General features: G+C 73.5%; 16 protein-coding genes. 11 read left to right on the top strand and 5 right to left on the bottom strand.

Annotated features, from left to right (window positions below):
• Positions 1-10: 10 nt before the first annotated feature.
• Complete coding sequence (locus tag ACFY1P_RS31625; protein WP_361525317.1) at positions 11-475, bottom strand: Rv3235 family protein; 465 nt, start codon at positions 473-475, stop codon at positions 11-13.
• Positions 476-792: 317 nt separating this feature from the next.
• Here ACFY1P_RS31625 and ACFY1P_RS31620 point away from each other — a divergent pair, with 317 nt between their 5' ends.
• From ACFY1P_RS31620 to ACFY1P_RS31605, 4 genes are all read left to right on the top strand, one after another.
• The gene (locus ACFY1P_RS31620) at positions 793-1,296 is read left to right on the top strand and encodes a DUF6912 family protein (RefSeq protein ID WP_361525314.1); all 504 of its coding nucleotides are present in this window, start codon (positions 793-795) and stop codon (positions 1,294-1,296) included.
• 74 nt (positions 1,297-1,370) lie between these two features.
• Positions 1,371-2,042 carry an HAD hydrolase-like protein gene (locus ACFY1P_RS31615; RefSeq protein WP_361525311.1) on the top strand — a complete coding sequence of 224 codons (672 nt, stop codon included), beginning with the start codon at positions 1,371-1,373 and terminating at the stop codon, positions 2,040-2,042.
• A gap of 447 nt (positions 2,043-2,489) precedes the next feature.
• Positions 2,490-7,505 carry an NAD-glutamate dehydrogenase gene (locus ACFY1P_RS31610; protein WP_361525308.1) on the top strand — a complete coding sequence of 1,672 codons (5,016 nt, stop codon included), beginning with the start codon at positions 2,490-2,492 and terminating at the stop codon, positions 7,503-7,505.
• Between the two features lie 84 nt (positions 7,506-7,589).
• Complete coding sequence (locus ACFY1P_RS31605; RefSeq protein ID WP_361525305.1) at positions 7,590-8,777, top strand: hypothetical protein; 1,188 nt, start codon at positions 7,590-7,592, stop codon at positions 8,775-8,777.
• Here ACFY1P_RS31605 and ACFY1P_RS31600 read toward each other — a convergent pair.
• Positions 8,705-9,214, bottom strand: coding sequence for a GtrA family protein (locus ACFY1P_RS31600; RefSeq protein WP_390752571.1), 510 nt, complete (start codon positions 9,212-9,214; stop codon positions 8,705-8,707). The two genes, ACFY1P_RS31605 and ACFY1P_RS31600, sit on opposite strands and share 73 nt — an antisense overlap.
• 208 nt (positions 9,215-9,422) lie before the next feature.
• Between ACFY1P_RS31600 and ACFY1P_RS31595 the strand changes: the two genes are divergently transcribed.
• The 6 genes from ACFY1P_RS31595 (at position 9,423) to ACFY1P_RS31570 (ending at position 18,109) form a co-directional block, all read left to right on the top strand.
• A complete protein-coding gene (locus tag ACFY1P_RS31595) occupies positions 9,423-10,502 on the top strand; it encodes a sugar phosphate nucleotidyltransferase (protein WP_390752564.1) in 1,080 nt (359 codons plus the stop codon).
• Between the two features lie 75 nt (positions 10,503-10,577).
• Positions 10,578-11,375, top strand: a complete 798-nt coding sequence (locus ACFY1P_RS31590; RefSeq protein ID WP_361525299.1) for a polyprenol monophosphomannose synthase — start codon at positions 10,578-10,580, stop codon at positions 11,373-11,375.
• A complete protein-coding gene (locus ACFY1P_RS31585) occupies positions 11,350-12,897 on the top strand; it encodes a hypothetical protein (protein WP_390752563.1) in 1,548 nt (515 codons plus the stop codon). The genes ACFY1P_RS31590 and ACFY1P_RS31585 overlap by 26 nt, the downstream gene beginning before the upstream one ends.
• Positions 12,894-14,153 carry a glycosyltransferase family 87 protein gene (locus tag ACFY1P_RS31580; protein WP_390752562.1) on the top strand — a complete coding sequence of 420 codons (1,260 nt, stop codon included), beginning with the start codon at positions 12,894-12,896 and terminating at the stop codon, positions 14,151-14,153. Before ACFY1P_RS31585 ends, ACFY1P_RS31580 begins: the two co-directional genes overlap by 4 nt.
• A gap of 3 nt (positions 14,154-14,156) precedes the next feature.
• Positions 14,157-16,970 (top strand): CDP-glycerol glycerophosphotransferase family protein, encoded by a 2,814-nt coding sequence (locus ACFY1P_RS31575; RefSeq protein ID WP_390752561.1) that lies wholly within the window; start codon positions 14,157-14,159, stop codon positions 16,968-16,970.
• Positions 16,967-18,109: a glycosyltransferase gene (locus ACFY1P_RS31570; protein ID WP_390752560.1), complete on the top strand. Its 1,143-nt coding sequence runs from the start codon at positions 16,967-16,969 to the stop codon at positions 18,107-18,109. Before ACFY1P_RS31575 ends, ACFY1P_RS31570 begins: the two co-directional genes overlap by 4 nt.
• Before the next feature lie 588 nt (positions 18,110-18,697).
• On the opposite strand, the gene ACFY1P_RS31565 is transcribed toward ACFY1P_RS31570, so the two are convergent.
• On the bottom strand, positions 18,698-20,329 hold the full coding sequence (locus ACFY1P_RS31565; RefSeq protein ID WP_390752559.1) for a glycosyltransferase family 2 protein: 1,632 nt from the start codon (positions 20,327-20,329) through the stop codon (positions 18,698-18,700).
• A gap of 83 nt (positions 20,330-20,412) precedes the next feature.
• Between ACFY1P_RS31565 and ACFY1P_RS31560 the strand changes: the two genes are divergently transcribed.
• Complete coding sequence (locus ACFY1P_RS31560; protein ID WP_390752558.1) at positions 20,413-21,954, top strand: glycosyltransferase family 39 protein; 1,542 nt, start codon at positions 20,413-20,415, stop codon at positions 21,952-21,954.
• Positions 21,955-21,963: 9 nt separating this feature from the next.
• Here ACFY1P_RS31560 and ACFY1P_RS31555 read toward each other — a convergent pair whose 3' ends face one another.
• Entirely contained in the window at positions 21,964-22,845 is an 882-nt protein-coding gene (locus ACFY1P_RS31555; RefSeq protein WP_361534555.1) for a carbohydrate ABC transporter permease, read from the bottom strand.
• Complete coding sequence (locus tag ACFY1P_RS31550) at positions 22,842-24,188, bottom strand: sugar ABC transporter permease (protein WP_361534558.1); 1,347 nt, start codon at positions 24,186-24,188, stop codon at positions 22,842-22,844. The genes ACFY1P_RS31555 and ACFY1P_RS31550 overlap by 4 nt, the downstream gene beginning before the upstream one ends.
• Positions 24,189-24,196 lie beyond the last annotated feature (8 nt).

Raw genomic sequence — 24,196 nt, 5'->3', positions numbered from 1 at the left:
CCGGTTCCGCTCAGGCGCGTGCCGCGCCGAGGTCGACGGCCGCGCACCGCCACCGCTGGTCCGTGCCGTGCTCCAGGCGGAAGGCGAGCGCCTGGAGCCGGTCGCCGGAGACGATCCGGGCGAACGCCTCGATCACCCCGGGCCGGGGCCGGAACTCGTCGCAGCGCCGGACGAACGGCGTCCGGCCCGGCGGCGGGGGCCGCAGCGGCGCCCGCGGGGCCAGCGCGGCGAGCTGGTCGTAGGCGTCGCCCACGGTGTGCCCGAGCATCCAGTGCACCGGGCGCTGGCCGCTGAGCGTGAGCAGCAGCCGGTTGGCGAACCAGTAGCGCGGCAGGCCCTCGCGCTCGCGGCGGCGGGCCGCCGGGTCGGGGTGCGGGCGCCTGCTGTCGGCGCGCCGCGGCGGGCCGGTCCTGGCCGCCCGTGCGGTCCTGACAGGTCCGGTGGATCCGGTGAATCCGGTGGTGGTGCGCTGCATGCCGATCGCCCCCGCGATGCCGGGCCCGGCGGTGATACCGGGCGGTGGCCCCTCGTCTGCCGATCTTCTACCGGCGGGCGGCGGAGGGGGGCAAGGACGGGCGGGCGCGGGCCGGGCGGCAGGCAGGTTTCCCCTATCAGGGGTCGAGGGGGCACAGGGGGCCGTTTCGGCGGCCCGGCGGGCCCGGAGTGCCTCCGGGAGCGGCAAGCGGGGGAGAAGCGCCTCCACGGGGCCTCCCGGCACTTCGAAGGGGGACTCCCGCCGTATGCTGGCAGCGCGTTCTTCCAGACTTCAGGATCTTCAGGAAAGCAGCGGTCATGCGCGTCTACGTCCCCCTGACCCTCCCCGGTCTCGCCGAGGCGCACCGGACCGGCCAGCTGGGGCCCGCCCCGCTGCGCGCCTACGCCGTCACCCCCGCGCTGCGCGAGTGGTATCTCTCCGAGGACGTCGAGGAGCTGGAGTACGCGGCCCTCGGCCGGGCCGCCGAGGCGTCGCTGCGGATGCTCGCCGGTGACCCGGACGCCGCCCGCCGGCGCGTCGTCGTGGCCGTCGACGTGCCCGAGGGCGCCGCGACCACCGACCCCGACCAGGGCCTGGAGCAGTCCACGCTGGGCGAGGTGCGGCTGGCCTCCGCCGTGCCGCTGGCGAAGGCGGCGGCCGTGCACCTCGACTCCGCCGACGCCGAGGCCGACGTCGCGGCCGCCGCGGCCGCGCTGGGCGCCGCCGACCAGGGTGACGACGACGCGCAGTTCGTCGTGGACGGCGCGGAGGACCACGACCTGATGTGGTTCGGCATCCAGGAGATCCCCGGCCTCGTCTGAGGAACTCCCCTGGTGGGCGCGGGTGTCCGGGGGCTTCGGGCGGCGTTGTCAGTGCCGGTCGGTACCGTCGTGCCATGGGGAATCACGGGGCGCACATCGTCTGGGACTGGAACGGCACGCTGTTCCACGACACCGACGCGGTGATGGCGGCGACGAACGCCGCCTTCGCCGAGATCGGCCTGGAGCCGATCACTCTGGAGCGGTACCGGGAGCTGTACTGCGTCCCGATCCCGCGGTTCTACGAGCGGCTGATGGGCCGCCTCCCCACCCAGGCCGAGTGGGACCACATGGACCTGGTCTTCCAGCGGCACTACCGCGACCACTTCCCGCGCTGCGGTCTCGCCGACGGCGCCGAGGGGCTGCTGGAGGGCTGGCAGGGCGCGGGCGGCACCCAGTCGATCCTGTCGATGTTCGGGCACGACGAGCTCGTGCCCCTCGTCCGCGGCTTCGGCATCGAGCGCAGATTCGTCCGCGTCGACGGGCGCACCGGCCCCTCCGGCGGCAGCAAGGCCGAGCACATGGCCCGCCACGTCGCCGGGCTGGACGGCATACCGGCGCGGCGCACCGTCGTGATCGGCGACGCCGTCGACGACGCGGTCGCCGCGGCCCACGTGGGCGCCCACGCCGTGCTCTACACCGGCGGGTCGCACAGCCGGAGCAGTCTCGGCGCGGCGGGTGTGACGGTGGTCGACAGCCTGGCGGAGGCCGTCGCCGAGGCGGAGCGGCTCGTCGGCGCGGGTCGCTGAGCCGTGAGGAGCGGGCCGTGGGCGAGCGGGCCGTGGGCGAGCGGGTCGTGTGCGGGGGAAGCGGCGGGCCCGGGGAGGGGACAAAGGGGACAGAGCGGCGGTTGAGGGGAGAGGGGTGCCGCGTCGCTGTCCAGACCGTCAAAGTTCGGGCCCGGGTTTTGTACACAAACGGCTCATGACGCTTCCCCCGGGAAGAGCGATAGCCTTACCAGGTGATCAGCGCGATATCCAGCAGGGGCGACGACGCCCCTGTCCTGCGCCCGGAGTGCCACCGCACCCGGGCCGCCGCTGGTCCCCGCACCTGGGCACCTCTGACGAATCTCGTCAAGAAAAGCCCGGTCACCTCTCATTCCGGCATAACGTCGAGGACGACCGGATACCCCGCGTCGCGGCGTGATGCCTTCACCGTCTATGTCACGCAACGGCGCGCGACAGGAGCCAGAGGACATGCAGACCAAGCTGGACGAAGCCAAGGCCGAGCTGCTCGAACGGGCGGCCCGCGTCGCTGAGAACAGCCCGGCCGGGGGGCAACAACCGACTGGGCCGAAGGGTGAGGGCAGTCTCGACCCGGAGACGCTGACCGCCTTTCTCCAGCGCTACTACCTGCACACCGCGCCCGAGGACCTCAGTGGCCGGGACCCGGTCGACGTCTTCGGCGCCGCGCTCTCGCACTACCGGCTCGCCGAGAACCGGCCGCAGGGCACCGCCAATGTGAGGGTGCACACACCCACGGTCGAGGAGAACGGCTGGACGTGCAGCCACTCCGTCGTCGAGGTCGTCACCGACGACATGCCCTTCCTGGTCGACTCCGTCACCAATGAGCTCTCCCGCCAGGGCCGCGGCATCCACGTCGTGATCCACCCCCAGGTCGTCGTGCGCCGTGACCTCACCGGCCGCCTCCTGGAGGTCCTCGGCTCCAACTGCGACGCCCACGGCGACGGCAAGGACGCCGTCCTGCCGCACGACGCCCTCACCGAGTCGTGGATCCACGTCGAGATCGACCGCGAGACCGACCGCGGCGACCTCAAGCAGATCACCGCCGATCTGCTGCGCGTCCTGTCCGACGTCCGCGAGGCCGTCGAGGACTGGGAGAAGATGCGCGACGCCGCCCTGCGCATCGCCGAGGAGCTGCCGTCCGAGCCCTCCGCCCCGGATGTGCCCGAGTCCGAGGTGAGCGAGGCCCGCGAGCTGCTGCGCTGGCTGTCCGCCGACCACTTCACCTTCCTCGGCTACCGCGAGTACGAGCTGACGAAGATCTCCACCGACGGCGGCGAGGAGGACGTGCTCAGCGCCGTCCCCGGCACCGGCCTCGGCATCCTGCGCTCGGACCCCACGCACCACGACGAGGGCCACCACGCCGGCCCCCTCGGCTCCCACCTGGCGGCCCGCCCGGCGTCCCCGTCCTTCAACCGGCTCCCGGCGGACGCCCGCGCCAAGGCCCGCGAGCACAAGCTGCTCGTGCTGACCAAGGCCAACAGCCGCGCCACCGTGCACCGCCCCTCCTACCTCGACTACGTCGGGGTGAAGAAGTTCGACGCCGACGGCAACGTCATCGGCGAGCGCCGCTTCCTGGGCCTGTTCTCCTCCGCCGCGTACACCGAGTCGGTGCGCCGGGTCCCCGTCGTCCGCCGCAAGGTCGCCCAGGTGCTGGCCGACGCCGGCTTCACGCCCCACAGCCACGACGGCCGCGACCTGCTCCAGATCCTGGAGACCTACCCGCGCGACGAGCTCTTCCAGACGCCGGCCGACCAGCTGCGCGCCGTCGCCACCAGCGTCCTCTACCTCCAGGAGCGCCGCCGCCTGCGGCTCTACCTCCGCCAGGAGACCTACGGGCGCTACTACTCCGCCCTGGTCTATCTGCCGCGCGACCGCTACACCACGGCCGTCCGGCTGCGGCTGATCGACATCCTCAAGGAGGAGCTCGGCGGCACCAGCGTCGACTTCACCGCGTGGAACACCGAGTCGGTCCTCTCCCGGCTGCACTTCGTCGTCCGCGTCGAGCCGGGCGCCACCCTGCCCGACCTCACCGACGCCGACGTCGAGCGCATCGAGGCCCGCCTGGTCGAGGCCGCCCGCTCCTGGGCGGACGGCTTCGCCGAGACGCTCACCGCCGAGGTGGGCGAGGAGCGCGCCGCCGAGCTGCTGCGCCGCTACGGCCAGGCCTTCCCCGAGGGCTACAAGGCCGACCACAACCCGCGCAGCGCCGTCTCCGACCTCGGCCACCTGGAGAAGCTGACCACGGCCGGCGGCGACCACGACTTCGAGCTCAGCCTCTACGAGCCGGTCGGCGCGGGCCCCGGCGAGCGCCGCTTCAAGATCTACCGCACCGGCGAGCCGGTCTCCCTCTCCGCCGTCCTGCCGGTGCTCCAGCGCCTGGGCGTCGAGGTCGTCGACGAGCGCCCGTACGAGCTGCGCTGCTCGGACCGGACGACCGCCTGGATCTACGACTTCGGGCTGCGGATGCCCGAGCGGATCGAGGGCGAGGACGCGCGCACCCGCTTCCAGGAGGCCTTCGCGGCCGTGTGGACGGGCGCCGCGGAGAACGACAACTTCAACAAGCTGGTGCTCGAGGCCGGTGTCGACTGGCGCCAGGCGATGGTGCTGCGGGCCTACGCGAAGTACCTCCGGCAGGCCGGTTCGCCCTTCAGCCAGGCCTATATGGAGGACACCCTCAGTAACAACGTCCACACCACGCGCCTGCTGGTCAACCTCTTCGAGGCCCGGATGTCCCCGGCGCTCCAGCGCGCCGGGCGCGAGCTGATCGACGGGCTGCTGGAGGAGCTGGACGGCGCCCTCGACCAGGTCGCGAGCCTGGACGAGGACCGCATCCTGCGGGCCTTCCTCACGGTCATCAAGGCCACGCTGCGCACGAACCACTTCCAGCGGACCTCCGCCGGCCTGCCGCACGCCTACCTCTCCATCAAGCTCGACCCGCAGGCCATCCCCGACCTGCCCGCGCCGCGCCCGGCGTACGAGATCTGGGTCTACAGCCCGCGGGTCGAGGGTGTGCACCTGCGCTTCGGCAAGGTCGCGCGCGGTGGTCTGCGCTGGTCCGACCGGCGTGAGGACTTCCGCACCGAGGTGCTCGGCCTGGTCAAGGCGCAGATGGTGAAGAACACCGTCATCGTGCCGGTGGGCGCCAAGGGCGGCTTCGTCGGCAAGCGGCTGCCGGACCCCTCGCTCGACCGTGACGCGTGGCTGGCCGAGGGCATCGCCTCGTACAAGACCTTCATCTCGGGTCTGCTCGACATCACCGACAACATCGTCCGCGGCGAGGTCGTGCCCCCGAAGGACGTCGTGCGGCACGACGGTGACGACACCTATCTGGTCGTCGCCGCCGACAAGGGCACCGCGACCTTCTCCGACATCGCCAACGAGGTCGCCGAGTCGTACGGCTTCTGGCTCGGTGACGCCTTCGCGTCCGGCGGCTCCGCGGGCTACGACCACAAGGGCATGGGCATCACCGCCCGCGGCGCCTGGGAGTCCGTCAAGCGGCACTTCCGGGAGCTGGGCCACAACACCCAGACCGAGGACTTCACGGTCGTCGGCGTCGGTGACATGTCCGGTGACGTGTTCGGCAACGGCATGCTGCTGTCGGAGCACATCCGGCTGGTGGCCGCCTTCGACCACCGCCACATCTTCCTCGACCCCACGCCGGACGCGGCCGTCTCCTACGCCGAGCGCCGCCGCCTGTTCGAGCTGCCCCGCTCCTCCTGGGCGGACTACGACACGAGCCTGCTCTCGCAGGGTGGCGGCATCCACCCGCGTACGGCCAAGTCGATCCCGGTCAACGCGCACGTGCGGGCCGCCCTCGGCATCGAGGCGGGCGTCACCAAGATGACCCCCGCCGAGCTGATGAAGGCGATCCTGCGCTCGCCGGTCGACCTGCTGTGGAACGGCGGCATCGGCACGTACGTGAAGGCGTCCACCGAGTCGCACGCCGACGTCGGTGACAAGGCCAACGACGCGATCCGCGTCGACGGCCAGGACCTGCGGGTGAAGGTCGTCGGCGAGGGCGGCAACCTCGGTCTGACGCAGCTGGGCCGCATCGAGTTCGCGCGGACCGGCGGGCCGGAGTCGACCGGTGGGCGGATCAACACCGACGCCATCGACAACAGCGCCGGTGTGGACACCTCCGACCACGAGGTGAACATCAAGATCCTGCTGAACGCGCTGGTCACCGACGGCGACATGACCGTCAAGCAGCGCAACAAGCTGCTGGCGGAGATGACCGACGAGGTCGGCGAGCTGGTCCTGCGCAACAACTACGCGCAGAACGTGGCCCTGGCCAACGCCGTCGCCCAGGCGCCCAGCCTGCTCCACGCCCACCAGCGGATCATGCGCAGGCTCTCGCGTGACGGCCACCTGGACCGCGCGCTGGAGTTCCTGCCCACCGACCGGCAGATCCGCGAGCGGCTCTCCGCGGGCCGCGGGCTGACCCAGCCGGAGCTGGCGGTCCTGCTCGCCTACATCAAGATCACGACGTCCGAGGAGCTGCTGGCCACCGACCTGCCGGACGACCCGTATCTGGAGCGGCTGCTGTACGCCTACTTCCCGCAGGCGCTGCGCTCCTCCTTCGGCGAGCAGATCGACGGGCACGCGCTGCGCCGGGAGATCATCACGACGGTCCTGGTCAACGACACGGTCAACAGCGGCGGTTCGACCTTCCTGCACCGTCTGCGGGAGGAGACCGGGGCGTCGCTGGAGGAGATCGTCCGGGCGCAGACCGCGGCCCGGGAGATCTTCGGCCTGGGCAAGGTCTGGGACGCCGTCGAGGCGCTCGACAACCTCGTCCCGGCCGATGTGCAGACCCGCATCCGGCTGCACTCGCGCCGTCTGGTCGAGCGCGGCACCCGCTGGCTGCTCAACAACCGGCCGCAGCCGCTCCAGCTCGCCGAGACCATCGAGTTCTTCCGGGACGGCGTGGCGGCGGTCTGGTTCCAGCTGCCGAAGCTGCTCAAGGGCGCCGACAGCGAGTGGTGGCAGTCCATCCACGACGAGCTGGTCGAGGCCGGCGTGCCGGACGACCTGGCCGTCCGGGTGGCCGGATTCTCCTCCGCCTTCCCGGCGCTGGACATCGTCGCCGTGGCGGAGCGCGGCGGCAAGGAGCCGCTCGACGTGGCCGAGGTCTACTACGACCTGGGCGACCGGCTGCACATCACCCAGCTGATGGACCGGATCATCGAGCTGCCGCGCTCCGACCGCTGGCAGTCCATGGCCCGTGCCTCCATCCGCGAGGACCTCTACGCGGCGCACGCGGCGCTCACCTCGGACATCCTGTCCGTCGGCAACGGCGCCTCCACGCCGGAGGAGCGCTTCCGCACGTGGGAGGAGAAGAACGCGGCGATCCTCAGCCGGGCGCGCACCACGCTCGACGAGATCCGCGGCTCGGACGCCTTCGACCTGGCCAACCTCTCGGTCGCGATGCGGACGATGCGGACGCTGCTGCGGACGCACAGCTGACGCCTGGATGAACAGGGGGCGGCCCCGGGGGGAAATCCCCGGGGCCGCCCTTTTTGCCGGGTTGAGTCGTGTTAAGAGAGTCCAATGAAGGTCGTCACACGACTTGCCCCCGCCCCGGCGCCCGTGAAGGCGCTCCCCGACCACTCCGCGCGCCGGGAGGCGGCTCTGGCAGCCGTCCTCTATCTCGCGGTCGCGGCGGCCGGTTTCGCCGTGCTGCTGCTGATCAATCATCACCTCGGGCGCGGCGTGGAGGAACTGCTGCGCCGCTGGGACAGCGGGCACTATCTGCACATCGCCAAGCGCGGCTATCCGGGCGAGATCCCCTACGACCCCGACGGGGACCCGAAGTTCAGCACGATCGCCTTCTTCCCGCTGGTGCCCGCCCTGATCCGGGCGGTGCACATGCTGACCGGGCTGCCGTTCACGTACGCCGGTGTGGCGGTCTCCTGGTGCGCGGCGGCGGTGGCGGCGGCCGGGGTGTACCGGCTGGTGCGCACGGTCGGGGGCAGACCGGGCGCCGGGTACGCGTGCGTGGCGCTGTGGGCCTGTTCGCCGTACGCGTTCGCGCTGTGGGTGCCGTATTCGGAGGCGGTCTTCAGCGCGGCGCTCCTGTGGTCGCTGGTGGCCCTGCTGGAGCGCCGCTGGCTGACGGCGGCCGGGCTGTGCGTCCTGGCCGGTGGCGTACGGCCGACGGCCTCGGTGCTGATCGGCACGGTGGTGCTGACGGCCGGGTGGGCGGTGGTCCGGCGGCGGGACGGCTGGCGGCCGTGGGTGGCGCTGCTGGCGGCGCCGCTGGGGCTGCTGGGGAGCTGGCTGTTCCTGGGCGGCAAGGTGGGCCGGCTCGACGGGTGGTTCGAGGCGGAGCGCGCCTGGGACCAGCAGTTCGACTTCGGCCGGGCCACCGCGCACCTGCTGAAGGGGATGCTGCTCTACCATCACGCGGGCCACAACGGCGATCTGCGCGGCGCGGTCGTGCTGGGGCTGTTGCTGCTGACGGCGATCGGGGTGGTGGCCCTGGCGCTGGACCGGCAGGTGCCGTGGCCGCTGGTCGTGCTGGTGGCGGGCGCGTGGGTGCTGATGGTGGGCACGCCGGGTTCGCCGCTGTCCAAGCCACGCTTCATGCTGCCGTTCCTGCCGGTTCTGCTGCTGTTGGTGGCCCGGCCGCTCGCGCGTGCTCCGCTTGGGGTGCGGGTGTGTCTCTACGGCGGAGGTGCGGTGGTCTCGGGGTGGTACGCGGCAGGGTTGCTCGTGCTGTTCGCGGGGTCGCCGTGAGGGGAGGGCCCGTCGGTGCGCGGCGGACGGGCCCGGCGCGGCAGCGCCCGGAACACCCAGGCGCGGTAGGACCAGAAGCGGAAGAGGGTGGCCGCGCCGATGCCGAGGAACTTGAACAGGTTGCTCTGGAACGGCGTGTCCCAGCCGAAGCCGTAGGTGGCGACGTAGAGCACGCCGTTCTCGATGACCAGCCCCACCGCGCTGAAGGCGGCGAAGAGGGCGATCTCGCGGCTGCGGTGGCTCTTGTCGCGGTCGCGGTAGGCGAAGTAGCGCAGGCCCACGTAGTTGAAGGCGATGGCGACCACGGTCGCGAGCACGCTGCAGCGGACGACGGGCAGGCCCGTGGTGGTGCGGCAGAGGTTGAAGACCGCGAGGTTGACGAAGATCCCCAGGCCGCCGACCGTGCCGAACTTCGCGAACTCCCGGCCGAGGGCCAGCAGCCGTGCCGGGCGGGAGGCGGGCGCCCCGGGCGGGGTGCCGGGCGCCCCCGGTCCCGGAGAGCGGGGCCTCCTCGGTCGCAAGGGTCGCAAGGGCCTCTCCCATTACGTTCGCCACGCAAAGCAGACATTTGCCGCAGAGAACTGATTGTAGTGTAAATTGCCGCAAAAACTGACACAGTGCGACGACGACGGCGAGGACAGTGGCATGACAGAGGCGGTACTGCTCGTCGGCGGCAAGGGGACCCGGCTCCAGCCGCTCACCCTCAACACGCCGAAGCCGATGGTCCCTGCCGCCGGGGTGCCCTTCATCGCCCACCAGCTGGCCCGCGCCAGGGCCGCCGGGGTCGGCCACGTCGTCCTCGCCACCTCCTATCTCGCCGAGGTCTTCGAGCCCTATTTCGGCGACGGCTCCGCCCACGGCCTGCGCCTGACCTACGTCACCGAGGACGAACCGCTGGGCACCGGCGGCGCGATCCGCAGCGCCGCGAGCGCCCTGACCTGTGGTCCCGGCGCACCCGTGCTCGTCTTCAACGGCGACATCCTCACCGGCCTCGACATCAGGGGCCTGCTGCGCCGCCACGAGCGGGCCCAGGCCGAGGTCACCCTGCACCTCACCCGCGTCGCCGACCCCCGGGCCTTCGGCCTCGTGCCCACCGGTCCCGACGGGCGTGTCCTGGCCTTCACCGAGAAGCCGCGGCGCCCCGAGGAGATCGTCACCGACCAGATCAACGCCGGCTGCTACGTCTTCCGGCGCGACGTCATCGACACCATCCCCACAGGCCGCCCCGTCTCCGTGGAGCGCGAGACCTTCCCCGGGCTGCTGGCCGCGGGCGCGCTGCTGCACGGCGTCGTCGACGCCTCGTACTGGCTGGACCTCGGCCGCCCCGCCTCCTTCGTCCAGGCGTCGGCCGACCTCGTACGCGGCGTCGTGCGCTCCCCGGCCGTGCCCGGCGAGCCGGGGGAGTTCCTGCTGCTGCCCGGCGCCCGCGTCGAGGCCGGGGCCCGGCTCGGCGGCGGCACGGTCGTCGGCGCGGGGGCGCACGTCGCGGCGGGCGCCGACATCGAGGGCTCCGTCGTCCTGGACGGCGCGCACATCGAGGCGGGCGCCCGGGTGCGCGCCAGCATGATCGGCCAGGGCGCCCGGGTGGGCCCGCGCACCGTGCTCGACGGCGTGGTGATCGGCGACCACGCCACGGTCGGCGCGGACAACGAACTCTGCGACGGCGCCCGCATCTGGTGCGGCATGACCATTCCCGACGCCGCCATCCGCTTCTCCGCCGCCTGAACCGGACCCGTCAACCGGGCCCCTGCCAACCGGATGCCAACCGGACCCACCGGCCACACCGACAAGGACAGGCACATGAGCACACACGCCGTGACACCGCTCCCCGCGGAGTGGGGGCGCACCGCGACGACCGTGGTGATGCCCACGTACAACGAGGCGGACAACCTCCCCGCCATGGCCGAGGCGCTCATGGCGCTGCCGCTGGAGGGGCTGCGCCTGCTCGTCGTCGACGACAACAGCCCCGACGGCACCGGCAAGATCGCCGAGGACCTGGCCGAACGGCACAACCGGCCGGACCGCACCCGGATGTCCGTCCTGCACCGCACAGCCAAGGACGGCCTCGGCCGCGCCTACGCCGCCGGGATGACCCGCGCCGTCGACGAAGGCGCCGCGTACGTCGTCCAGATGGACGCCGACGGCAGCCATCCGGCCGACAAGGTTCCCGAGTTGCTCGGTGTCGCCCTCGCCACCGGGGCGGACGTCGTCGTCGGCAGCCGCTACGTCCCCGGCGGCACCCTCTCCGACGCCTGGGGCCTCCACCGCAGACTGCTCTCCCGCTGGGCCAACGCCTACGCCAGCACGATCCTCGGCACCCGCGTCCGCGACATCACCGGCGGCTTCAACCTCTGGAGCGCTGACGCCCTGCGCGCCATCGACCTCGCCACCGTCGGCAGCGCCGGATACAGCTTCCAGGTCGAGATGAAATACCGGGCCCTGCGCGCCGGGCACACCGTCATGGAGGTGCCGATCCACTTCGAGGACCGCACCGTCGGCGAGTCGAAGATGAACCTGGCCGTGCAGCTCGAATCCGTGGCCATGCCGTGGCGACTGCGCGCGAGGGCCACCCGTGCCACCGGCCACCGCGCCCGCTGAGCGCACGGCCCCGCGCACCGCCGGGGCCCTCCGGCCGGACCCGCGCGCCCCGCACCGGGCGCTCGCGGCCTGCGTCCTGCTGCTCGCCGCCCTGCTGCTGCTCATGGTCGTACGGCTGCCGTGGGCCGGGGACCTGGGGATGCACGCGGCCGTCCTGGAACGGCTGCGCGCCGACCCGCTCCACCCCGGCAACCCCCTGGTGCACGCGGACACCTCCAGCCCCTACTACTCGCCGTGGGCGCTCCTGCTGGCCCTGGCCGCCTCCGCGACCGGCTGGGGCACCTTCACCGTGCTGCGCCTGGGCGGTCTCGCCGCCCTCGTGCTGCTGGGCACCGGCATCGGCGCGTTCGTGCGCACCTTCACGCGCGCGTGGGCGGCGGTTCCGCTGGCGCTGCTGTGCGTCCTCTTCCTCGACGGCGTGCGGCTGTTCGCCTGGAGCGGCTTCCCCGGCCTGGTCTCGCTCTCGCTCACCCTCGCCTACCCCAGCACCCTCGCCCTCGGCCTCGCCTTCCACCTCTGGGCGATGCTGCGCGGGGCACTCGCCGGGAGCGGCCGGGGACTGCCCCGCTTCCTCGCGCTCGGACTGCTGCTGGCGTGCGTCCTGCTCGTCCACCAGTTCACCGGCGCGATCGCCGTGCTGGGTGCCGCCGCGGTCCTGCTGGGCGCCCGGCCCCGGCCCGCCGCCGCGGTGTGGGTACGGGTGGGCGCGGCGGCCGCCCTGGCCGTCGCGGTGCTCGCCTGCTGGCCGTACTATTCCTTCTTCTCGCTGCCCGGCGCGGGCGCCCTCGACGCCATCCACCGGCCGCTCTACGACCACCTCGCCACGAAGTTCGGCCTGGCGGCCCTCGGCGTGCCGGCCCTCGCGGCCCGCTGGTGGCGCGACCGCCGCGACCCCCTGGTGATCTTCTTCGCGCTGGGCCTGCTGGTCTTCGCGGCGGGCGGGCTCGCCGGCCACCAGGCGTGGGGGCGGATCCTGCCCGCCGCGCTCCTGCCCGCCCAACTGGCCCTCGCCATCGAGCTCGCCGACGGCACCGCCCGGCGGCTCCGCGCGGCCCTGGTGCCCCTGACCGCGGCCGCCCTGCTGGCGGGCGCGTGGACCCAGGCCGGGGCGCTGTCGTACGTCCTGCGGCCCGCCGCCCTCCCGCCGCCACTGCGCCGGGTGCACACGGTCGCGCTCTGGCCGCGCTTCGACTGGGCGGCGCGGGCGATGCCCCCGGGCGCCACGGTGATGACCGACAACTACTACGCGCTGCGCACCATCCCCGCCTACGGCCCGTACACCGTCGCACCCGCCTACCCCGACGTCTTCCTCCGCGACGGGACGCGCCGCCGGGACGCGACCCGCCGCTACTTCTCCCCGGCCGCCTCCCGGGCCGAACGGCTCGGCATCCTCAAGGAGTTCGGTGCCCGCTGGGTGCTTCAGCGGACCGGCGGACCGGGCCTGCCGCCGGACGACCCCGCCCTCAGGAGAGCCGCGCGCGGACCCGGCGGCTTCGTCCTGTCGGAAGTGGTCGCACCGTGAGGGGTGCGCCCGGCGTCGTCCACTCCCGGTGGCCCGGCGCCGCCGACGTCCCGGCCCGGTGGCTGCGCGGACGCGCGCCCCGGCCGCTGCTCGGCGCCGCGCTGCTGATGCCCGCGCTGGACGTCGCGCGGGTGCTCACCGGCACGCGCACCGGCCTCGACAACGCCGTCGTGGTGCGCGCGGCGCGGACCCTGCTCGACGGCGGCTCACCGTACGCGGACAAACGCTTCCTCTATCTGCCGGGCGCCGTCTTCGCGGCGCTGCCGCAGACCCTGGCCGGGGAGCGCGTGCTCTTCTACGCGGTGCCGATCGCGACCGCCCTGCTCCAACTGGCGGGCGTGCTCGTCGCGTTGCGGCTCTTCGACGTGCGGGCCGACAGCCGGCTCGCGGCGGCGGTGGTCGCCGGGCTGGGGGTGTTCGAGCCGTTCCACGGCCTGGTCAGCCTCGGCAACTGGACGGTCCTCTCCGTCATCGCCTTCCCTGTCACCCTGCTCCTCGCCCACCGCGGTCGCTGGTGCGCGGCCGCGGTGGTGACCGGCGCGGCGATCGCCCTGAAGCCGATGCTCGTGCCGCTGCTGCTCCTGTTCGTGCTGGCCCGGCGGTGGCGGGCGCTGGCCTGGGCCGTCGGCCTGCCCGCCGCGGTGTCGCTCGCGGCGGCGTCCGCGATGCCCCGGCCGGGCCGCTTCCTCACCCGGACGCTGCCGTTCCTGCTGCACGGGCAGGACGCGTACGCCCGGCCGTTCGACGCCTCCTGGACGACCGTGCTGCCGCGGCTCGGGGTGCCGGCACCGGTGGCCTTCGCGCTCGCCGGCGCCGCGGCGCTGACCGTGCTCGCCCTGGCCCGGCTGCGCTGGCGGGCCGGGGGGGACGAGCGGGCGCGGCTCGTGGAGTGCGCGTCCCTGCTGATGCTCGCGGCGTTCCTGGTCTCCCGCCCCTCGTTCCAGCACTACATGCTCGTCGTCCTGCCGTCGCTGATCGCCTCGGCGGTGGTGCGCGGGACGGCGGCGCGCTCGGCCTGGTTCTGGCTCCCGCTGCTCCCGGAACTCGCCGCGGTGCGCTGGCCGTATCTGGACGGCGCCCGGAGGCACGCCTTCCGCGACATCGTCATGATCACGGGCGTGGCCGCGGTGCTGGCCGTACGGGCCTGGCGCGGCCGGGCCGGACCCGAGCGCGGGGTCACTGTCAGTGGTCGCGTCTACTCTTTCGGTAGTGATCCCGATGCCGGGGATCACCTGGACCGCTCGGGAACGGGGTGAAGTGTGAGCGCTGTGCGAAGGCCCGGCAGGCAGGGCCCTGACGTCAGTGTCGTGGTGATCGCCTACAACGACGCCGAACGGCTGCCGCGCGCCGTGCGGTCCGTGCTCGGGCAGTCGCTGCGCTCCCTCGAAGTGATCATCGTCGACGACTGCTCGGCCGACGGCACCTTCGCCGTCGCGTGCGAACTGGCCGAGACCGACCCCCGGGTGCGCACCCTGCGGCTGCCCGCCAACAGCGGCGGCTGCGGCGCCCCGCGCAACGCCGGCATCGAGGCCGCCCGCGCGCCCCACGTGATGTTCCTCGACAGCGACGACGAACTGCCCTACCACGCCTGCAAATCCCTGCTGCTCACCGCCGAGGAGACCGGTGCCGACCTCGTCACCGGCGAGGTCACCCGCCTCTTCGAGGAGACCGGCACCACCGCCCTGTGGTATCCCGAACTCTTCGACGACCTCCACGTCTTCGACGGCATCCGCGCCGCGCCCCGCTATTTCCTGGACGCCCTGTCCACCAACAAGCTCTACCGCGCCGACTTCCTCGCCCGGCACGGCCTGCGCTTCCCCGAAGGCGTGCACTACGAGGACTCCCTCTTCAGCGCCCAGGCCCTCACCCTCGCCCGCCGCTTCGCCGTCGTCCCCTGGCCCGTCTACACCTGGTGGCTCGCCGCCGACCCCGCCACCCCCTCCATCACCGCGGGCCGCCACCGGATCGAGAGCGTGCGGGACCGCGTCACCGTGGCCGCTCTCGTCGACGCCTTCCTCGAAGAGACGGGCAACACCGACCTCAAGGCGGCCAAGGACGAGAAGTTCCTCCGCCACGACCTGCGCCTCTACCTCGGCGACCTGCCCTTCCGCGACCACCGCTGGATCGCCGAGTTCGCCGCCGTCGTCACGCCCTACCTGCGCACCCTCGCCCCCGAGGCCCACGCCGCGATGCCCCGCGAACAGCAGATCTGCCACTACCTGCTGGGCGCCGGGCGGTTCACCGAGGCCGCCCAGTGCGCCCGCACCCTCGACCGCCCGCAGCTCGCCCCCCGCCACGTCGTCCGCGAGGCCGGCCGCACGTACTGGGGGCCGCTCCCCCCGGCAGGCCCCGAGGCCGCCGCCGGGCTCGACATCACCGCATGGCACCTGGACGAGCAGCCCTTCACCGGAGGCCCCCTGCGCCACGAGGTGGCGCACATCGGCCCCGCCGGGCCCCTGCTGCGCCTCCTCCTGCACACCCACGACCCCGCGCGCCTCCTCCCCGACGCGGGCCCCGACACCGCCGAGCTGCGCGTCGCCACCACCGCGGAGCCCCTCGCCGTGCCCTTCCGCTACGACCCGCCCCGCACCGGCGCCGACGGCCTGCCCGCCCCCCGCACCGCCACCATCGACCTCGACCCGCGGCGAATCCCCCTCGGCGTCAAGGGATTCCGGGGCCGCCGCCACCCCGTCGTCGTCCTCGGCCGGATGGGCCTCACCCGCACCGACCCCCTGCTGATCCCCGGCGACCTCACCTCACTCACCCTGCACCTGGCACGCCACCGGCTGCGCATCGGCCGCGAGGAGCGGGGCGCCGGACGGCTCGAACTCACCTGGGAACGCAGCGGAGTTCTCGGCCACGCCGAGGCCGCGGCCCCGCGCCTGGGCACCGTCCACCGCGGCATCCACCGGCTCACCCGCCGCGTCACCGGCCCCCGCGCCAAGGCCCTCACCTACCACGAGCTGCAAAGACTGCCCATCGACGACGAACTCGTCGTCTTCGAGGCCATGGAAGGCCGCGGCTACACCGACAGCCCCCGCTACCTCCACGAGGAACTCCTGCGCCGCGGCCTCCCGCTGCGCGCCGTCTGGTCCTACACGGGCAGCCGCTCCTCCTACCCCGAGGGCACCCCCCTGATCAGACGGGGCAGCTGGGAGTACGTCCGCACCGTCGCCCGCGCGCGCTACTGGATCGACTCGCACGGCTTCCCCATGCCCTACGGAAAACGCCCCGGCACCCGCTATCTCCAGACCTGGCACGGCCAGCCCTTCAAGCACATGGGCTTCGACGTCCCCGAACTGCGCCTCGCCAATGCCGAACGGCGGCGCCTGCACCGCGAGGCGGTGGCCCGCTGGGACGCCCTCATCGCACCCAGCGAGGAGTTCGAGAAGACCTTCGTCCGCGCCAACGGCTACACCGGCGAGCTGCTGCGCACCGGCCTGCCCCGCAACGACCCGCTCGTGCGCGGCCACGAACCCGAACAGCGCGAGCGCGCCGCCGCCACCCGGGAGCGGCTCCAGATCCCCCCGGGCCGCAAGGTGCTGCTCTACGCGCCGACCTTCCGCGACGGATCGCGCGGCGGCGGCGAATCCGTCCGCGTGGACCTGGCCGCGCTCGTGCGGCACACCGGCGAGGAGTGGACGGTCGTCGTCCGCCCGCACTACTACGAACGCTTCACCGTGCCCCGCGAGCTGGGCCACGCGGTGCGCGACGGACGGGAGTTCCTCGACGTGAACGACCTGCTGCTCGCCTCGGACGCCCTGCTCACGGACTACTCCTCGGTGATGTTCGACTACGCGAACCTGGGCCGGCCCATCCTCTTCTACGCCGACGACTACGACCGCTACCGCTCCCTGACCCGCGGCACGTACTACGACCTGGCCGAGATCGCCCCCGGCCCGCTGCTCGGCACGGCGGACGAGCTGGCCGGGGCGCTCGCCGACCTGGACGCGATGCGGGAGGAGTGGGCGGGGGCGTACGAGAGATTCCGGACCCGTTTCAACCCCTACGCGGACGGCCGGGCCGCCGAGGGCGTGGTGAAGCTGTTCTTCGAGGGAGGCGGCGGGCGATGACGGCGCGCGATCTGTTCCTCGTCGGCATCGACGTCGACTCCATGGGCGGCTCCCAGCGGGTCCTGCACACCCTCGCCCAGGGCTTCGCCGGGCGCGGGCACCGCGTGGAGCTCATCGGGATCCGGCCGAGCCCCGAACCCCACGTCTATACGCCCGACCCCGCCTACGGGCGCACCACCCTCTACTCCTCACCGGCCCCGCCCCCCTGGCGGGCCGCCTCCTTCGCCGAGCGGCTGAACCCCGCCCGGGCGCGCGCCGCCCGCGCCGAGCGGCGCGAACGGGACCAGGCCCGCAAGCGCCTGGCCGCCTGCTTCGCCCAGGTGCCCGACGGGCTGGTGATCATCGGCTCGCCCTGGGCGGCGGACTGGCTGGACGAGGTCCCGTGGCCGCACCTCAAGGGCATCGGGCAGTACCACGAGTCCTTCCTCCAGGCGTGCGCCTCGGAGAACCTCCAGCTGATCCTGCGGCACTATCCGGCGCTGGAGAAGTCGGTGTTCCTCAGCGAATCGGACGCCGCGGAGTTCCGCCGCAGGCGGCTGCCCAACGCGACGGTCCTGCCCAACCCGCTGCCCTTCGACCCCGGCCCGCCCGCGCCCCTGGACACCCGCCGCGTCGGCGCCGTCGGCCGCCTGGAGGAGGTCAAGCGCCTGGACCGGCTGCTGGACGCGTTCGCCGCGGCCGACGCGGCGGAACCCGGCTGGGAGCTCCACTGCTTCGGCGACGGCCCGCTGGAACCCGAACTGCGCGCCCGCGCCCACCGGCTGGGCATCGGGGACCGGGTGCGGTTCCGCGGGAGCGTGCGGGACATGGCCGCCGCGTACCGCGAGCTGTCGGTCCTCGCCCTCACCAGCGAGCGCGAAGGCCGGCCGATGGCCCTGGCGGAGGCATCCGCCGTGGGCGTGCCGTGCGTCAGCTTCGACCTGTCCGGCGGCGTACGGGAGTTGGTCGACCACGGCCGCACGGGCTCCCTGGTCCCGCCCGGTGACACGGCGGCCTTCGCCGTGGAGCTCCGGCGGCTGATGAGCGACGCGGCGCTGCGCTCTCGGTACGGGCGGGCGGCCCGGGCGCATGTCGCTTCGCTGGGGCTGGACGGGGTGCTGGATCGGTGGGAGGCGTTGTTCGCGGAGATCGACCGGTAGGGGTGGCGGTTTATGGGTGCGGGTGCGTTGCCGGGTGCGGGCGGTCTATTCCCTCGCCCCGCCCCTTCCCGGCTGCATCTGATGTGCGGCTCCGCCGCGTGGGGGGCTGCGCCCCAGACCCCTGGCTGCGGGCCGGTTGGCGCCTGCGGCGCGTTGTTCCCCTACCCCGCCCCTTCCCGAAACTGGGACGCTGCCCCAGACCCCGACGTGCGGGCCGGTTGCCGCCTGGGGCGGGAACGCCCTGCGGGCGTGTCCTCAAACGCCGGACGGGCTGAAAGACAAAGACTGGCGCACCCCACGACCCGATGTTGCCCTCCGGGGGGAGGGGGTGGGGTCGGAGGGTGGGGTTCTGGAACGCGGTGCGACATCACGGCACTCAAAACGCGCGAGGGTGCCCGCACCGCGTTCCAGGTTCCCAGCCCGGAGGCGCCGCCCCCGCACCCACCACCACCCAAGCCCGGCCGGCGTTTGAGGCCGCCCGCCGCAGGCGCATACAGCCCGCACCCGGAAACGCCCCCGCACCGATGGAGGACACCGCGCGTCAGCGCGGAACAGGTCCACGCCCAGGACCAGGAGCGCAGGGCCCGTCTACGCCCGGCCCCGGAGCAGCCCGGCAGCGGCAGTGGCCAGCGCTCGGGGGCCCGCTGCCACCCGGAGGGCCAGGGAGCCGGTGGTCGTGGCGTACGGGCGGGCCAGCAGGAGGCCGAAGTGGCGGCTGGGCAGGGCCGTGCGGCGTGGTGCGCGGCCCGTGGCGCGGACCGACGTGCGGAAGGAGCCGCCCGACGCGAGGTGCGGCCGCACGCGGATGTCCCACAGCTGGGGCGCCGCGCCCGCGCCGTCGCGGATGCCCAGCCGGGCGAGCCGGGTCAGGCGGAGCGGCAGCCGCACGGCCCAGAGCGGACCCCCGCCGGTCAGAGGGACGGTGCGGCGGAGGGCCGCCGTGCCGTTGCGGTGGCGCAGTTCGACGTCGAGGGTGCGGGGCGGGTCGGCGGCGAGCCGTCCGTGCAGGTCGTGGACGCTCAGCCGCAGTTCGCCGCGCAGGAGCCGCAGTTCGGCGTCCACGGTCACCGGGAGCTGCGCGAGGGGCACGGCCGCCGGGTCCGTGATGCCGTCCAGGGGGGCGCCCGGGAGGTCGGGCGCCCACACCGGGTCGCCGCCCCGCTCCGCGTAGGGCGGTGGCAGCCGGGCCGGGCGGGCGGCGAGCTGGGCGAGGCGGGCGAGGTCGCGCGGCGCCTCCGAGGCCAGGATCACGCGGGCGATCCAGCGGGCCGGAGCGCGGGCCGCGACCAGTTCCGCCTCCTCGTAGGTGGCGAGATAGCCGCGGGTGATCCGCCACCACGCGTGCTGGTAGCCCAGGCCGCGTACGGGCAGTTCGCGGACGTACATCCGCAGGTCGTGGTCGAGGAACTTCACCCGCGCCGCGCGGGCCAGCGGCTTGCTGCCCGCGTCGCGGAAGACGTCCACGCTCCGCCGGTGGGCGCGGACGCGGGCCTGCCAGTTGGCGACGCGTTCGCGGTCCAGGGAGATCGAGGGCGCGGCGGCGCCGCGGCGCACGTGCCAGACGTAGACGGTGTCGGGCACGGTCGCGATGCGCGGCGCCGCCGCAAGCACCCGCGCGGTGAAGACGAAGTCCTCGTAGATGAACGGCCCTTCGGGGAAGGCGATGGCGTGCTCGGTGAGGAAGGCGCGCGAATAGAGCTTGTTGACGCAGAGGGTGTCGTGGAGGAGCGCCGGGCGCTCCTCGGGCGGGCGGGCGCCGGCCCGCCGGTAGAGGCCGGGCTGCCAGCGGGTCTCGCGGCCCTGGGGCAGCTCGCGGCGTACGCACAGGCCGGCCGCCACCGGCGCCCGGTGCCGCAGCGCGGCCCGCAGCAGCGCCTGGGCCGCGCCCTCGGGCAGCGTGTCGTCGCTGTCCAGGAACATCACGTAGGGCGCGGTCGCGGCCCGTACGCCGTCGTTGCGCGGGGCGCCGCAGCCGCCGCTGTTGACGGTGCGGTGGATGACCCGCAGGCGGGGCTCCCCGGCGGCCAGCGCGTCGAGCAGTGGGCCGGTGCCGTCGGTGGACGCGTCGTCCACGGCGATCACTTCGGCCACCGCCGGGCCCTGGGCGAGGGCCGAGCGCACGGCGTCACCGATGTGGGCCGCGTCGTCGAAGCCGATGACGATCACGCAGACCCGCGGCGTGGCGGGCGGTTCCGGGGACTCGCTGTCGTCTGCCTCCACGAAAGCCATTTTTACCTACAAAACGTCACCATTGGGGATATTCGCCGTCCGGGCGTGGCCGGGCGGCGCGGGGAGGGGCCGGGATGCGGACAGTGCTGGTGAGGCGGGCCGGTGCGGCCGAGGGGGAGCGGGCGGCTCCCGGGCCGGGGCCGGAGCCCGCGCGGCGCGCGCGCCGGCGCGCCGCCGTGCTCGTCCCCGCGGCCGTGATGCTCGGCGTCGGCCTGTGGGGGCTGGACCGGGGCACGATGTGGCGGGACGAGAGCGCCACCTTCCAGGTGTCCCGCCGCTCGGTGCCGCAGATCTGGCACCTGCTCGGCAGCGTCGACGCCGTCCACGGCCTCTACTACCTGCTGATGCACTGGGTGCTCGCCGTGCGCGCCGACGAGATCGCGCTGCGGCTGCCCTCCGTCGCCGCCTCGGCGGCCACCGCCGCGCTCGTCGGCGCGCTCGGCCGCCGCCTCGCGCGCCCCCGGGTGGGCCTGTGGGCCGGGCTGCTCTACGCCGCCACCCCCTTCGTCAGCCACTACGCCCAGGAGGGCCGTTCGTACGCCCTGGTCGCCGCCGGTGCCGCGCTCGCGACCTGGCTGCTGGTGCGCGCCGTCGAGGACGGCGGGCGCGGGCGGTGGGTCTGTTACGGCGTGGTGGTGGCGGTCACCGCGCTGCTGCACGAGTTCGCGATCCTGCTCCTCCCCGCGCACGCGCTGACCCTGCTCGTCTCCCGGATACCCGCGCGGACCTGGCGCGCCTGGGGCTGCGCGGCCGCCGCCGCGTGCGGGGCGCTCGTCCCGCTGGCGCTCGTCTCGCGCGGGCAGAGCGCCCAGGTCTCCTGGATCAGGACGCCGGGCCCCGCCGAGGCGGAAGCGCTGCTGCGCGCCTTCGCGGGCCCCCGGGACCTGGTCCTCCTCGCCACACTGCTGCTGGTCACCGTGGCCCTCGCCGCCCCCGGCCCCCGCAGGGGCCGGCTCCACCTGAACGCCGTCGCCCTCCCCCTGGCACTCCTTCCGCCCGTGCTCCTCTACGCGGCCGCACAGTTCCAGCCGCTCTTCCTCGACCGCTATCTGCTGTTCTGCCTCGCCGGAGTGCCGCTGCTCGCCGCCGCCGGGGCCGAGAGGATCCTCGGTCCACTGCCGTGGCGGCGGGCCGTGGCGGCGGCCGGGGCCCTCGCCGTCGCGGCGGCCTTCCTGTGGCAGCTGCCGCAGCAGGAGCGCGAACGGCTCCCCGTCAGCCGCGGTGACGAACTCGCCCCCGTGGCCCGGCTGGTGGGCCGTGAGGCCCGGCCCGGCGACGCCGTGCTCTTCCTGCCGCTCCACGAGCGCCGCGTCGCGCTCGCCTATCCACGCGACTTCACCGGGCTCCACGACCTCACCCTCGGCAGGTCGCCCGCCGCCTCCGGCACGCTCTTCGGCGAGGAGGTCCCGGCGCGGGAGCTGCGGGCCCGGCTGGCACGGCTGCGCCCGGGGGCACGGGTGTGGGTGGTGGCGGACACCACCACCGTGGGCACGCCGTGGTTCAGGGCCCAGCGCGCGGAGTCCGCCAAGTGGGACGGACTCCAGCGGCTCTGCGCCGAGAAGTCCTCGGTGTACGTGCGCGGGGGCGCGGTCTCGCTGTACGTACGCCGTGGCTGAGGGGGCGCCCTACTTCACCGCCCCCGCCATCACACCGCTCACGAACTGCCGCTGGAAGGCGAAGAAGACCGCCAGCGGCACCACCATCGACAGGAACGCGCCCGACGCGAGCACGTCGATGTTGTCGCCGAACTGGCGCACCTGCTGCTGGAGCGCCACCGTGATCGGCGGGTGCCCGCTGTCCGCGAAGATCAGGGCGATCAGCATGTCGTTCCACACCCACAGGAACTGGAAGATCCCCAGAGAGGCGATGGCAGGACCGCCCAGCGGCAGCACGACCCGCGTGAAGAGACGCAGCTCGCCCGCCCCGTCCAGCCGTGCCGCCTCCAGCAGTTCGCGGGGGATCTCCGCGAAGAAGTTGCGCAGCAGGAAGACCGCGAACGGCAGCCCGAAGGCCGTGTGGAAGAGCACCACGCCCGGCGTGCTCTCGAAGATGCCCAGCTTGTCGAAGAGCTTGGCCACCGGGATCAGCGCCACCTGCACCGGCACCACCAGCAGCCCCACGACGGCCATGAACCACCAGTCGCGGCCCGGGAAGTCGAGCCAGGCGAAGGCGTATCCGGCGAGCGCGCCGATCAGGATGACCAGCACCGTCGCGGGCACGGTGATCAGCGCGGTGGTCAGCAGGGACCGCATCACCGTGTCGTTGTGGAAGAGGTTGCTGTAGCTGTCGGTGGTGAGCTGCGCGGGGTGGGCGAAGACCTTCCACCAGCCGGAGCCCGCGATATCGGACTTGTCCCGCAGCGAGGAGAGCAGCAGCCCCACCGTGGGCGTCAGCCAGAACAGCCCGACGACGATCAGGAAGAGGCGCATGGCGCCCCCGCCCAGCCGGGCGGCGATCCGCGCGGGCAGCGACTGCTTGGCCCGTACGGCCGTGTCCACCGTGGTCATCGCTGCCGCTCCTTCCGGATCCGCCGAATATTCACCAGCATCACCGGCAGCACGAGCACCAGCAGGAAGACCGCGATGGCGCTGCCCACCCCCTGGTTGACGTCCGTGCCGAACGACGACTGATACAGCTGGAGGGCCAGGACGTTCGCCTTGTCGAGGCTCGCGCCCGGCGCGATGATGTAGACGAGGTCGAAGATCTTCAGCACATTGATCATGAGGGTGATGAGGACGACCGCCAGCACCGGCGCCAGCAGCGGCACGGTCACCCGGCGGAAGACCTGCCACTCGTTCGCGCCGTCCACCCGCGCCGCCTCCAGCAGTTCGCGGGGCACGCTCGCCAGCCCCGCCGCGATGAGCACCATCGCGAAGCCCGCCCACATCCACACGTACGCCCCGATGATCGACGGGGTGACGAGGGAGGGGCCGAGCCAGTCGATGCCGTTGTAGTGCGAGGCGAAGTTGGCGGCGGGCAGCCGCAGCCGCGCGCCGTCCGCCGAGGCGGGCAGCGTGAAGGTGCCGTCGGACTCCGTCGTGGCCGAGGCGACGGTCCGGCCGTCCTTGACGGCCTCGACCTTCACCCCGCCCAGGGCCTTCTCACCCGCGTCGATCATGCCGGGCGTCCCGCCACCGCCCCGGGTGAAGTCCATCCACACCGTGCCGGTGACCTTCCCGGCCACGCCCCGCGCCGGGATGGCGTCCTTGGCACCGCCCAGGTCCCCCGGTTTCACCCCCACCAGCGGCAGGGCGGCCGGCGTGCCGGCCTTCACCACCGACCGGGTGGTGAAGGCCCCGCCGCCCGCCGTGAGGACCTTGTCGTTCACGGGATGCGCCCCCGGGAAGGGCGCCGGTTCCGTGAACGTGTCGTGGATGCCCACCCACACGGCGTTCGCCACGCCACGGTCCGGGTTCTGCTCGTAGACCAGCCGGAAGATGATGCCCGCGGCGAGCATCGAGATCGCCATCGGCATGAAGACCACCAGCTTGAACGCCGTGCCCCAGCGCACCCGTTCGGTGAGCACCGCGAAGATCAGGCCGAGCGCGGTGGCGACGGACGGCGCGACGATCACCCAGATGACGTTGTTCTTCAGCGCCGTACGGATCCGGTCGTCCGTGAACACCTCGTGGTAGTTGTCGGTGCCCACGAAGCCGTGGCCCGAGGCGTCGAAGAAGCTGCGGTAGACGGAGTAGCCGATGGGATAGACGACGAGGGCGCCGAGCAGGGCCAGCGCGGGCAGCAGGAAACAGGCGGCCACCCACGGCCGGGTGCCCAGCACGCTGCGGGACTTCTTCGGGGGCGGTACGGCCGCCGGGGCCGCGGCGCCGCCCGCTGTCGCGGTCGACATGGGGCTCC

Origin of the sequence: Streptomyces sp. NPDC001407 (assembly GCF_042895325.1) — a bacterium.
GTDB lineage: Bacteria > Actinomycetota > Actinomycetes > Streptomycetales > Streptomycetaceae > Streptomyces.
Note: the sequence above shows the minus strand (reverse complement) of the source record. Positions and strands in the feature narration are given on the sequence as shown.

Bases quoted from the DNA above. Each gene is read 5' to 3' on its own strand.
- ACFY1P_RS31625 (WP_361525317.1), bottom strand. From the start codon at position 475: ATGCAGCGCACCACCACCGGATTCACCGGATCCACCGGACCTGTCAGG.
- ACFY1P_RS31620 (WP_361525314.1), top strand. From the start codon at position 793: ATGCGCGTCTACGTCCCCCTGACCCTCCCCGGTCTCGCCGAGGCGCAC.
- ACFY1P_RS31615 (WP_361525311.1), top strand. From the start codon at position 1,371: ATGGGGAATCACGGGGCGCACATCGTCTGGGACTGGAACGGCACGCTG.
- ACFY1P_RS31610 (WP_361525308.1), top strand. From the start codon at position 2,490: ATGCAGACCAAGCTGGACGAAGCCAAGGCCGAGCTGCTCGAACGGGCG.
- ACFY1P_RS31605 (WP_361525305.1), top strand. From the start codon at position 7,590: ATGAAGGTCGTCACACGACTTGCCCCCGCCCCGGCGCCCGTGAAGGCG.
- ACFY1P_RS31595 (WP_390752564.1), top strand. From the start codon at position 9,423: ATGACAGAGGCGGTACTGCTCGTCGGCGGCAAGGGGACCCGGCTCCAG.
- ACFY1P_RS31590 (WP_361525299.1), top strand. From the start codon at position 10,578: ATGAGCACACACGCCGTGACACCGCTCCCCGCGGAGTGGGGGCGCACC.
- ACFY1P_RS31570 (WP_390752560.1), top strand. From the start codon at position 16,967: ATGACGGCGCGCGATCTGTTCCTCGTCGGCATCGACGTCGACTCCATG.
- ACFY1P_RS31560 (WP_390752558.1), top strand. From the start codon at position 20,413: ATGCGGACAGTGCTGGTGAGGCGGGCCGGTGCGGCCGAGGGGGAGCGG.
- ACFY1P_RS31555 (WP_361534555.1), bottom strand. From the start codon at position 22,845: ATGACCACGGTGGACACGGCCGTACGGGCCAAGCAGTCGCTGCCCGCG.
- ACFY1P_RS31550 (WP_361534558.1), bottom strand. From the start codon at position 24,188: ATGTCGACCGCGACAGCGGGCGGCGCCGCGGCCCCGGCGGCCGTACCG.